The organism is Tenacibaculum amylolyticum (assembly GCF_964511145.1).
Classification (GTDB): domain Bacteria; phylum Bacteroidota; class Bacteroidia; order Flavobacteriales; family Flavobacteriaceae; genus Polaribacter; species Polaribacter amylolyticum.
On record NZ_CAZEFZ010000066.1, the window covers coordinates 91,507 to 103,720 of the forward strand.

Here is a 12,214-nt window from a genome sequence, read left to right on the forward strand (position 1 = left end):
TTTAAAGGTCGTAAACTTGTAACATTTCATATTAAAAATCGTTTAACATAGTATGCTTAAACGATTTTTCCTTTTATATTCAGGAGCTGACTTACAAATAATTAACAAATGCTCTAATGCTGAACAAAATAAATATGCTGGTATAGGTGCCACCGTTTTTTTCACTGCACTAATGGCTGCTATTGCTTCTAGTTATGCGCTCTATACTATTTTTGACAATATATTTACATCTATATTTTTTGGTATTATATGGGGATTACTCATTTTTAATTTAGATCGATTTATTGTTTCAACTATAAAAAAAAGAGAAAAAAAGAGTTTAGAATTTCTTCAAGTAATTCCTAGACTTATTCTAGCTTTTATAATTGCTGTTGTTATCTCAAAACCTTTGGAATTAAAGATTTTTGAAAAGGAGATCAATCAAGTATTGCTTACTGAAAAAAATCAGATGACTCTAGATAATAAAAATCAAATCGCACAACAATTCACTCCAGAAATAGCGAAAATACAAGAGGAAATAGATGGATTAAAAACAGAAATAGCAGATAAAGAAAAAGAAACTAATACCTTATATGAAACTTATATTGCAGAGGCTGAAGGAAGAAAAGGTACAAAACGAATAGGTAAAGGCCCTGTGTACAAAGAGAAGAGAGAAAAGCACGATGCTTCATTAGCCGCATTAACTAAATTGAGAGAAATAAATTCAGAAAAAATAGCGAATAAAGAAGCTGCTATAGCAAATCTAATTGAACAACAAAAGCAAGCAGAAGTTACCACACAACCTATCATTAGCAACTTTGACGGATTAATGGCTAGAATAAATGCTTTAAATAAACTTCCTTGGTTGCCATCATTTTTCATTTTCTTATTATTTCTTGCTATTGAAACTGCTCCAATTTTCACCAAATTAATTAGCGCAAAAGGTGAATATGATTATCGTATGGAAAATCATGAATCTGAAGTAACAGTTTGGATTAAACAACAGGTAGACCAGAGAGAAAAAGTAGCCGAAACTGATATTGATTTGAATTCTAGAGTGTATGAAGACTTAAAAACAGAAGAAGAGCTATATAATTATAAACAAAAGTTAGCTCAAGAATTAATTAAACTACAAGGAGACACCTTCTTAAGCAACCAAAAGCGCTTACTGTAAAACACTTAACATTTTTTAACAAATAAACTCAAAAAAGACTCATTTACTGAGAATTAAACCTTAAATTGCGGCTTTAATATTTAATACATTTTTATAATGAAAGAAGGAACGGTAAAGTTCTTTAATGAATCTAAAGGGTTTGGATTTATTACTGAGTCAGGCTCAGGAACAGAGTATTTTGTTCATATCTCTGGTTTAATTGATGATATCAGACAAGGAGATACTGTTGAGTTTGAACTAAAAGAAGGAAAGAAAGGATTAAACGCTGTAAGTGTTAGAGTTATTTAATATAGAACAACATTTAATTTTTTTTGAAAAACACCTGTCATTCAGGTGTTTTTCTTTTAAATATCTATCACATATATTATTTATCTCAAAAAGATTTTTTAAATTTGCGCTCTCAAATATTGAAGCTAATTCAATATTTACAAATTAATAGATTAATAATCAAGGTCGTGAACCTTAAAAATTAACAAGTATGCCTGTAAAAATTCGTTTACAAAGACACGGTAAAAAAGGAAAACCATTTTATTGGGTGGTTGCTGCTGATTCTAGAGCAAAAAGAGACGGTCGTTTCTTAGAAAAGATTGGAACTTACAACCCAAACACTAACCCTGCAACTATTAACTTAGATGTTGATGCTGCTGTAAAGTGGTTACAAAATGGTGCTCAACCAACTGACACTGCTAAGGCTCTTTTATCTTACAAAGGTGCTTTATTAAAGAACCACTTAGCTGGAGGTGTTAGAAAAGGTGCTTTAACAGAAGAGCAAGCTGAAGCTAAGTTTAACGCTTGGTTAGAAGAAAAAGCTGCTAAAGTTGCTGGTAAAGTAGATGGTTTAGCGAAAGCTCAAGAAGATGCAAAAGCTAAAGCTTTAGAAGCTGAAAAAGCTGTTAACGAAGCTCGTATTGCTGCAAAAGCTCCTGTAGTAGATAGCGAAGATGCTACTACTGAAGAAGGTGGAGATAGCGAAGAGTAAAAAAGAGACGATAGATGCAACAAAAGGATTGTTTTTACCTTGGCAAAATCGTTAAAAAACACAGTTTTAAGGGTGAAGTCGTTATCAAATTAGATACCGACGAACCTGAACTTTACAAAAATTTGGAATCAGTATTTGTCGAACTCGGCAATAATCTGGTTCCTTTTTTTATTGAAAAATCCTCTTTAAGTAGAGGAACCATGCTAAGAGTTAAATTTGAGGGTGTAGACACAGAACCAGATGCTGAAGCAATTCTTCGATCTGGAATCTATTTACCTATTTCATTACTTCCAAAACTTACAGGGAATAAATTTTATTACCATGAAGTTATTGGTTTCACTATTGTAGATAATACTTTCGGAAAAGTAGGAACTCTTACTAATATTAATGATTCCGCTGCACAACCACTTTTTGAAATTGACAGAGAAGGAACGGAGATTTTCATTCCTATGATAGATGATTTTATTCAAAAAGTAGATCGAGAAAATAAAACTATTGAAGTTGAAACTCCTGAAGGTTTAATTGATTTGTATATTAATTAAAATGTAAATTCATATACGCAATCTTCTTCTCCTTTAAAAACTTCTTTTACGCCAACATATTCAAACCCTAATCGTTCTAGTAATTTTCTAGAACTTTGGTTTTTAGGCATCGTAAAAGCACATACTTTTTCTTGTTGAAATGTATTTCGCACATACTCCATTATCAATTCTGTTGCTTCCTTCGCATATCCTTTTCCTCTTCCCTTAGGCAAAAAACCATACCCTACATCTATATACTCCATTGTTTCTCTTTGTAACGCAGAAGACATCCCTATAGGCTCTTCAGTTTCTTTTACAATTACAGTAAAAAAACCTAATCCATTTAATTTCTCATTCTTCTTTAAAATATCTTCTAAATACACTTCAGTTTCGGCTACAGATCGTAATCCTTTATCATGAACATATTCAATCCAATCCGGATCGTTAAACATTTTAAAATAAAAAGGAGCATCGCTCACTTTTGCACCTCTTATTACCAAACGTTCGCTTTCTAAAAACATATATTGCTATTTTTATACAATAATAATCTTTTTTATAAAGTATATTACAACAATCAAGATCATAAAATGAAGCTCATTATAAATTATAGACCATGAAAAAACTTTTTACCTTATTTATTCTTATCATTTCTTTCAATTCTGAAATTATAGCACAATCTAAAGACAAGCAAGAAATTATTGCTGTAATGAAACAGCAAGAAGCAGCTTGGTCTAAACATGATTTAGAAGGCTTTATGCAAGGTTATTGGAAATCGGATTCACTTAAGTTTTATGGAAGTAATGGTATTACTTATGGATGGAAAAAAACCTTAGATAATTACAAAAAAGGATACCCTACGAAAGACCATTCAGGAACATTAAACTTTAAAATTAATAGCATCACTCAAATAGAAAATAATAGCTATTATGTTATGGGAGAATATCATTTGACTAGAAAAATTGGTAATGCAAATGGTGTTTTTATGATCATTTTCAAAAAAATTAATGGTGAGTGGAAAATTATTGCTGATACTTCATGTTAAAAGCAACAATTCGAAATAAAAATGTACTTTCGCGGCAAGAAATTACACTATGAGTTTACTACAAGAATTACAGGATAGAAGCGGAAATCAATGTGAATTGTGTGCTGCAAAAAACAACTTAACAATTTATGAGGCACCTCCTATTTCTACAGGAGGCGTAGACGGAAATTTGTTAGTTTGCGAAACGTGCTTGCAACAAATTGAAAATCCAGAAACTACAGATCCAAACCATTGGAGATGTTTAAACGATAGTATGTGGAGTGAATTCAGTCCTGTAAAAGTAGTTGCTTGGCGTATGTTACACCGACTAAAAAAAGAAGGGTGGCCTCAAGACTTACTAGATATGATGTACTTAGAGGCTGATGAACTTCGTTTTGCTGAAGCTACTGGAGAACATTTAGATGAAAGCGAGAAAGTAATTCACAGAGATAGTAATGGCGCTATTTTGCAAGCTGGTGATTCTGTAGTGTTAATTAAAGATTTAAAAGTCAAAGGATCTAGCATGGTTTGTAAACAGGGAACTGCAGTAAGACGCATTTCTTTAGATCCAGAAAACGCAGAATATATAGAAGGAAAAGTTGATGGACAAAACATTGTTATTATTACCAAATATGTAAAGAAACTATAGCTTTTATTTGATTAAATAGCTGGATTTTATACTTTTGCAATTAAGTAATTAATTGTAAATTTAAAAATATGAAAAAGATGCTACTAGCAGTTATCATACTGCTATCTTCTTTAAACTTCTATGCCCAAAATTTTGTCAAAAAAGCTGTAACTGTAGATTCATCTGGTTGGAAAAGACTAGCAAGACTAACAGGTAGTGTAGGTAGAGGTTATAATGAAATAACAATAGCTACAACTGGTGGCGCTAACGCTCCAACTGTTTCTAAAATATCTTGGTTTAAAGGATATTCTAATTATGGTGGCATACACACTGAAACACTTAGTGATATACTTTACTGGTCAGAAGCTAGAATTACCTATGATGGTACACATGCTTATCTTGAAATAAACTTTACTAGAGATGTTCCAAATCTTACTGTATACTTAGATCAATCTGTATGGACAGGAGGTAATATTCTTGAAGGAAATTTAGCTCCTGGGGCTGGTGATGTAGTAACAAGTACTCGTTTTGGAAGATTTAGTATTGGAGGCAACAAATTATATGTTGACAAAGGTAATGATGGTAATGTAGGAATAGGAACCTCTACTCCTTCACAGAAATTAGATGTCGAAGGAATTGCTGAATTAGGTAATTCTTCTACATATGGCGGAGTATTTTTAGCTCAACAATACTCTGGAGATGACTACCTTGCAACTTTAAGTTCAAATTATAGTAGCGGCGCATTAATATTAGGCTATGGTGTAGCTGGTATGAGCTCTCAAGGGTCTTCAGGACAATTAGTTTCTACATTTGATAATTTCTCTTCACATAGAGGAGCTTTAAGAATTGGAAAAGGTACTCTAGAGTTTTTAAATACTCCTACCGCTGTTCAAACTGCCGTTAATGATCAACTAAGTATCAAGTCTAGATTCTTTATAGACAACAATGGTAAAGTAGGGATTGGTACATCAACTCCTGGTACTTCTCTAGATGTACATAATGGTACATTAAAAGTCTCTGGAGGTAGTGGTTTAGGACAAGAAACGGCAAGATTAGTAGTAGATTCAGGAGCATCATATGGACACTCATTACTCGAATTAAGAAATAATAATGGAGTCGTTCTTAAAGCTAGTGGATCTGCAATTAGTATAGGAACAATCGATACCCCTTCTGATTATAAACTAGCTGTTGCTGGTAAAATTATTTCTGAAGAAATAACAATCAAACTACAATCGACATGGCCTGATTATGTTTTTACTGACGATTACAACCTCCCAACTTTAAAAGAAGTAGAACAACATATAAAAGAGAAAGGACATTTAGAAAATATTCCTTCTGCTAAAGAAGTTGAAGAAAATGGTGTGAAGCTAGGTGAAATGAACAAAAAACTTCTAGAAAAAGTAGAAGAATTGACCTTATACACTATTCAGCAACAAAAACAACTAGAGAATCAAAACAAAGAAATAGAAAAGTTAAAAAGCTTAGTAAAACAATTAATTAACTCCAGACATAACTAATCTATGAAAAAGATTCTCTTTACTATTAGCATTATAGTAACAACTTCCATTAATGCACAAACACAAATTACAGAGTTTAATGGAAATGTCGGTATTAGTCAAACTACTCCTCTAGAAAAACTCCATGTGAATGGGAAAGTATTAGTCCAATCTTACTCTCCTATTCTTAAACTTAGAAGAGATACTGATACTGGTGGGTTTATACAAGGTATTCAAACAGAATTCCTAAACGGTAGCCCTAATTTTTTCTTTGGAAATATCGATTCTTCAAACTGGATTGTTTCAAAAGGAGAATGGAATGGAGAAAGATTAATGAATATCAAGAGTAATGGGAATATTGGATTAGGAACCTCAGCTCCTAACCATAATTTAGATATTAGTAATAATCCTACTGTAAGAAATGTGGGAGTAGAATTAGATGCATCTCATTACACTGGATCTGGAGTTTCACACGCCTATATGCAATTTAGAACTCCTAATTTTAAAAATGATAATACATTAACAGCTGGGGCTGCTGAGATTGGATTATCAAATTCAGGAGGTACTTTCTATATAACTAGAAGAACTAATGTTGGTACTAACCCTTACGGATTTGTAATGGATCAAAGCGCTAATATTGGAATTGGTACAATAACTCCTACTGAAAAGCTACATATAAATGATGGTAATGTTTTAATACAACCTAAAAGTGATAATGAAGATAACATCTTCCAAGTTAATGAATATAGAGGAGGGAGTTTATTAAACTTTTCAGAAGTTGGAGATGCAGGGTTGTTAAAAATAGGATATTATGGCTTAACTGGAGATCGAATTGAAATTAATGGAGGGGTTTCTAATACAGGTGCTGAACTTAAAGCTTATGACAATAACATTGCAAAATTCCACTTAAAATCTAATGGAAATTCTTTTTTAAACGGAGGCAATATTGGAATTGGTACAACTACTCCTTCTGAAAAATTAGACATATATCACTCAAACTTACGAAAAGTTGGTATCAATCCTCAAAATCAATTAGACGTAACAGGAAACTCATCTATAACTATTAAGGAATTCGTTCCAAGCATTGAGTTCCACGATTCATCAACATCTGCTTCTTCTGCAGTAACTTTTGTTAATAACAATAAATTTTATGTAGGTAAAAAAACTGGAAATCTAATTACAAGTAGTAGTTTATTTAATGTTGATTTAAACAATGGAAATATTGGAATTGGAACATCTACCCCAGACTCTAAATTAGCAGTAAATGGAATAATTCATACAAAAGAAGTTCAAATTAATTTAATAGGATGGCCAGACTATGTTTTTGCTAATGATTATAAGCTTCCCACATTAAAAGAAGTAGAACAACATATTAAAGAAAAAGGACATTTAGCAAATATTCCTTCCGCTAAAGAAGTTGAAGAAAATGGTGTTAAGCTAGGTGAAATGAATAAAAAACTTCTAGAAAAAGTAGAAGAATTAACCTTATATACTATTCAGCAACAAAAACAACTAGAAAATCAAAACATACAAATACAACTACAGAATAAAGAGCTTAAAGAATTAAAAAGCTTGGTGAAACAATTAATTAACTTAAAAAAATAGTTCTATATGAAAAAGATTTTTTTATCAATATTACTCGTTAGTAGTGTATTTCATCTAAATGCACAAATAACAGAAACTCCTGATGGCAAAGTAGGTATTGGAACAACAACTCCTGAGGCAAACATACAAATAGGTAGTAGTACAACTAACGGACTTATAATGCTAGGCGGAGGTAAAGGATATTCCTCTATTGGTTCTACTAGATCTGATGGTGGTTTAATTTTAGGTAAAAATGTATATGCAAGATACCTAGATGCTACAGATAATCAAATTGGAAGAATAGGTCAAACTTCTACTTTTGGTTTCTCTGGAATCAAATTAGGACAGAATGGTATTATTGATTTCTTTGGTAAAAGTGGTAATGTTACTGCAGGCGAAATAGCTAATGAAGATCAAAATAGTAAATTAAGAATTAATAGTGACGGGAATATAGGTGTTGGCATTACATCCCCTAAAGGTAAATTAGAAGTAAGAGGTACAAATGCTATATGGAGTGACTTTAAAAACTATGATGGTACAACTGTCAATGGTTTTCTTCCTAATGGAAAAAAACCGACGCTTATTATTAGCGAAACTTCATCAGGAACATACATTCCTGCAACTGGCGGACAAATTACTTACAAAGGAGGACTAAGCTTTGGTTATGGTGGAGCTGGAATTTATTCTATAAACCCTAATCCAGCAGGAAGTGGTTTTTATGGAGAACTTAGATTCCACACTACTTACTGGAATGGTTCAAACTACAACAACTCAGATAGAATGGTTATAAAACTAGATGGTAGAGTTGGAATAGGAACAACATCTCCAAGTGCAAAAATGCACATTACGGATGATGGAAGTTCTACTGATATTACCTTAAAATTAAATAATAAATTTAGATTTAGAGGTGATGGAGTACTAAACTGGGGATCATCTTCAAACCATGGTTTACTTTCATGGGATACCAATAAAACAATTATTGGAGCACTATCTAATAATGACTTAAGCCTACACGCTAATAATTCAGAAAAAATGATTATTAAAGCAGATGGTACTGTAGGAATTGGTACTAATGCTCCAAATGGTAAACTAGATTTGGGAGGAAGAGTTGGTGCTAAAAGAGGGTTAAAAATTGGTGACTATATTGAATTAAACGAAAGAGAAGATATTAACAATGCTGGAGTGTTAGGTTTTAATTCGGTAATTGACGATCAAAATATTAGTAAATTCAAACCTATCTGGACAGGATCTTCTAGCTCTTCTGGTATGATAATGTCCATGGCTTCTGGAGGAAGAAGTGATCTAACTTTTTATGGTTATGATTGGGGAACAGATAACACACCAAGATCTTTAGATGAATTCACGAAAGTATTACACTTATCTACTAAAGGTCAAGTTAGCATAGGAACTACAAACACTCCATCTAATTACAAACTAGCTGTTGCTGGTAAAATTATTTCTGAAGAAATAACAGTAAAGTTACAATCGGCATGGCCAGACTATGTTTTTACGAATGATTATAAACTCCCAACTTTAAAAGAAGTAGAGCAACATATTAAAGAAAAAGGACATTTAGAAAATATCCCTTCTGCAAAAGAAGTTCAAGAGAACGGAATTAAGCTTGGTGAAATGAACAAGAAACTACTAGAAAAAGTAGAAGAGTTAACATTGTACACAATTCAACAGCAAAAAGAAATAGAAGAACTAAAAGGTTTAGTAAAACAATTAATCAACTCAAAAAAGTAAAACGTATGAAAAAGATTTTTTTAGCAATATTATTAGTTAGTGGTGGTGTATTTCATCTAGATGCACAAATAACAGAAACTCCTGATGGCAAAGTAGGTATTGGTACAATATCTCCTTCTTCCAAGCTTCAATTAATGAATGGAAATAATGGATTAAGTTTTGACGCAAGTGATGAATGGATTGGAATTGGTTTTAATAGAAGTGTTCAAAATGGTCAAATTTTCAATAACTCAAAATCTGGCTGGCAACTCACTGCGAGAGACGAACGCTTTTCTCTAGAAGGGTATAATGGTGCCAATAATAATTTATTTAATGCATTAAAAAATGGTAATATAGGACTTGGAACTACCACCCCAAAAGCTAGGTTAGAAGCAAACGGTACTAATGCTATATGGAGTGATTTTAAAAATTATAATGGTACAAAAATAAACAGCCCTCTCCCTAATGGTAAAAAACCAACACTTATTATTAGCGAAACTCCATCGGGTACATACGTCCCTGCTACTGGAGGACAAATTACATATAAAGGAGGATTAAGTTTTGGATATGGTGGTGCTGGAATTTATTCTATAAACCCTAACCCAGCCGGAAGCAGTTATTATGGAGAGCTTAGATTTCATACTACCTATTGGAACGGATCTAACTATAACAACTCCGACAGAATGGTTATCAAATTAGATGGTAAAATAGGAATTGGTACTTCTTCTCCCTCTGAAAAACTGGAAATCTATAATTCTAATACAACTCCAGCTACAATCTCTTTAAAAAGTCTTAGAAATGATGCTGGATACGTAGATGTAGGAAGATTGACAGCTAAACAAGGCACCATAGAAGTTGCAAGAATTGGAATGCCTAGAGCCGGTGGTACAAACACAGGGTATTTAACTTTTTGGACTAAAGAAACAAATACTAGCTCCTTAACTGAAAGTATGCGAATTAATCATAAAGGTTATATTGGTATTGGAACTACAGAGCCAAAAGATAAATTAGATGTAGATGGAAGCATTGTGATAAAAGATGGACATAACCTTTCTTGGGGAGATAAATATGGTGCTGGAATTCCAACCATAGCTTCAAACACAACTTCTGGTATTTTCTTTTATCCTAATGGAAGTACTCTAGGAGCTACTATGAATATTAACAAATCAGGAAATATTGGTATTGGTACATCAAATCCAGTTAATAAAAATGAATCATCTGCAATACCTACAGTACTGCATGTTAAAAAAACTTCTGCTTCTGGCGATGTAGAGGTTGCTCGTTTTGAAGGAGGTAATGATAATGACAATACCGCAGCAGTAGTAAGAGTAAATCACTCTAATGATAGAGGTTTATATTTAAAAGGAGGAAGAAGAAATGGAAATCGTTCTTTTGGAGAAATCGGTGTAATTAGTTTCTTGGGAGATTTAAAAGCTCCCTCGATTATTATGGACGATGCCGGGAATGTAGGAATAGGAACTGCAATACCAGACTCTGAATTAGCCGTAAATGGTACAATTCATACCAAAGAAGTAAGAGTTGATTTAATAGGATGGCCAGATTACGTTTTTACGAATGATTATAAACTCCCTACCTTACAAGAAGTAGAAAAACATATTAAAGAGAAGGGACATTTAGAAAATATTCCTTCTGCTAAAGAAGTTGAAGAAAATGGAGTTAAGCTTGGTGAAATGAACAAGAAATTACTAGAAAAAGTAGAAGAGTTAACATTGTATACAATTCAACAACAAAAAGAAATCAATCGATTACAAAAACAAGAAGAGAGACTTGAAAAGCAAGAAAAAGAGCTTGAAGAATTAAAGTCTTTAGTCAAAAAGTTACTAAATTCTAAAGAATAGGTTTTTCTATCTTTAAAAAAGATAAACATTCAAAAAGCCCAAAGAAATTTAATCTTTGGGCTTTTTTAAATATTATAGAATCTATTTAATTGTGACTTCGACGAAGCTCAGTCACCAAATTTCAAACTTTTAACAAAACTATTACTTCTCAGCGTTATAATACACCTTGTAATATTTCATTCGCTTATCTTCATCGTATCCACGTTCTAAATATTCAGAAGCTGCATCGGGAGCATCAATATCTAATTTTATTTGAATATTTGTATCTAGTTTTATTTCCGTTTTAAGCTTCCCTTTTTCTTTTTTTAGCACTACATCAGAAACTTCAAAATTATTTCGAATTAACACATCATTTAGCTTCTCAAAATGTTGCTTGTAATCTTCAAATAAATCTTTGTGTTTATCTTCATGAAAAACTTCATCTTTGAATGTGTGATAATCTACACTTTCATGCTCTTTAAAATAATCTACTGTATTAGCTAAGAAGTTTCCTTGTTCGTGTTTTCCAAATTCTGGTTTAATTACCTCTTCAGAAAAATCTTTACACAATTCTAAATAATGTTGCGTGTGCAAATTACGATCATCTGCAAACTTTACACTTAAGAAGTTTTTTATCCAATATTGTGCATCGTAATTATTATTATCTACAGAAAGTACAACAGTTCCCTCAGTGTCAGATGAATTTAAAACTAAACACCCTTTATCTAATCTTTTTGTTGAAATTCCTTTTTGCACCACTACATCAAAACTATCATCATCTAAATAAGTTTGAAAGAAATCTACTTTACTTTCAATTTTAAAGATTCCAACTGCTTCTGTAAGCACATCTTTATATTCTAACCCTTCAAATAACACCACCAAAACATCACCCGTTTTAATTTGAGCTGAATTAGATTGTTCATATAAATGATTTACGACATTCTTAGAATTTTCTATGAAAGTTTCTTCGTCTTCAAAAATTTGAGATGCATAATTATTAATTTCATTCAATCGTACATCTGCATGATGACTAAAACGATAACTCTGTGTAACATTAGCAAATGGTTTTAATAAAAAAGGCATCAGTAATTCATAACTTTCCTCATCAAAACGTACCAAACTTTCCGATAACGCATTCTTCCCACTATTATACTTATTTGCTACTTTATGAATAATACATTTCGTTATTTCTGCTCGAGTTCTTTTAATCATTTTTCAAAAAATTAGGTCACAAAAATACGTATTTTAGCATTTCTAATGTTAATGTTA

General features: G+C 32.1%; 12 protein-coding genes. 10 read left to right on the plus strand and 2 right to left on the minus strand.

Annotated elements, in window-relative coordinates; translation table 11 throughout:
• Nucleotides 1-52 precede the first annotated feature (52 nt).
• The 4 genes from ACKTTC_RS15640 to rimM all read left to right on the plus strand — a co-directional run bounded on the left by ACKTTC_RS15640 (nt 53) and on the right by rimM (nt 2,674).
• On the plus strand, nt 53-1,153 hold the full coding sequence (locus ACKTTC_RS15640; protein WP_408040785.1) for a DUF4407 domain-containing protein: 1,101 nt from the start codon (nt 53-55) through the stop codon (nt 1,151-1,153).
• Nucleotides 1,154-1,249: 96 nt separating this feature from the next.
• Entirely contained in the window at nt 1,250-1,441 is a 192-nt protein-coding gene (locus tag ACKTTC_RS15645; RefSeq protein ID WP_408040786.1) for a cold-shock protein, read from the plus strand.
• A gap of 190 nt (nt 1,442-1,631) precedes the next feature.
• Nucleotides 1,632-2,132 carry a 30S ribosomal protein S16 gene (locus ACKTTC_RS15650; protein WP_408040787.1) on the plus strand — a complete coding sequence of 167 codons (501 nt, stop codon included), beginning with the start codon at nt 1,632-1,634 and terminating at the stop codon, nt 2,130-2,132.
• Between the two features lie 14 nt (nt 2,133-2,146).
• Nucleotides 2,147-2,674: a ribosome maturation factor RimM gene (rimM, locus tag ACKTTC_RS15655; RefSeq protein ID WP_408040788.1), complete on the plus strand. Its 528-nt coding sequence runs from the start codon at nt 2,147-2,149 to the stop codon at nt 2,672-2,674.
• Here the strand turns inward: rimM and ACKTTC_RS15660 are convergent.
• Nucleotides 2,671-3,174: a GNAT family N-acetyltransferase gene (locus tag ACKTTC_RS15660; RefSeq protein ID WP_408040789.1), complete on the minus strand. Its 504-nt coding sequence runs from the start codon at nt 3,172-3,174 to the stop codon at nt 2,671-2,673. The two genes, rimM and ACKTTC_RS15660, sit on opposite strands and share 4 nt — an antisense overlap.
• Nucleotides 3,175-3,266: 92 nt before the next feature.
• Between ACKTTC_RS15660 and ACKTTC_RS15665 the strand changes: the two genes are divergently transcribed.
• The 6 genes from ACKTTC_RS15665 (at nt 3,267) to ACKTTC_RS15690 (ending at nt 10,966) form a co-directional block, all read left to right on the plus strand.
• Entirely contained in the window at nt 3,267-3,695 is a 429-nt protein-coding gene (locus ACKTTC_RS15665) for a YybH family protein (RefSeq protein ID WP_408040790.1), read from the plus strand.
• 49 nt (nt 3,696-3,744) lie between these two features.
• Nucleotides 3,745-4,323, plus strand: a complete 579-nt coding sequence (locus tag ACKTTC_RS15670; RefSeq protein ID WP_408040791.1) for a PhnA domain-containing protein — start codon at nt 3,745-3,747, stop codon at nt 4,321-4,323.
• 68 nt (nt 4,324-4,391) lie between these two features.
• Nucleotides 4,392-5,819 carry a hypothetical protein gene (locus ACKTTC_RS15675; RefSeq protein ID WP_408040792.1) on the plus strand — a complete coding sequence of 476 codons (1,428 nt, stop codon included), beginning with the start codon at nt 4,392-4,394 and terminating at the stop codon, nt 5,817-5,819.
• A gap of 3 nt (nt 5,820-5,822) precedes the next feature.
• The gene (locus tag ACKTTC_RS15680) at nt 5,823-7,403 is read left to right on the plus strand and encodes a hypothetical protein (protein ID WP_408040793.1); all 1,581 of its coding nucleotides are present in this window, start codon (nt 5,823-5,825) and stop codon (nt 7,401-7,403) included.
• Nucleotides 7,404-7,409: 6 nt separating this feature from the next.
• The gene (locus ACKTTC_RS15685) at nt 7,410-9,128 is read left to right on the plus strand and encodes a hypothetical protein (protein ID WP_408040794.1); all 1,719 of its coding nucleotides are present in this window, start codon (nt 7,410-7,412) and stop codon (nt 9,126-9,128) included.
• 5 nt (nt 9,129-9,133) lie between these two features.
• Nucleotides 9,134-10,966 carry a hypothetical protein gene (locus tag ACKTTC_RS15690; protein ID WP_408040795.1) on the plus strand — a complete coding sequence of 611 codons (1,833 nt, stop codon included), beginning with the start codon at nt 9,134-9,136 and terminating at the stop codon, nt 10,964-10,966.
• A 141-nt stretch (nt 10,967-11,107) separates the two neighbouring features.
• On the opposite strand, the gene ACKTTC_RS15695 is transcribed toward ACKTTC_RS15690, so the two are convergent.
• Nucleotides 11,108-12,157 (minus strand): nucleoid-associated protein, encoded by a 1,050-nt coding sequence (locus ACKTTC_RS15695; protein ID WP_408040796.1) that lies wholly within the window; start codon nt 12,155-12,157, stop codon nt 11,108-11,110.
• Nucleotides 12,158-12,214 lie beyond the last annotated feature (57 nt).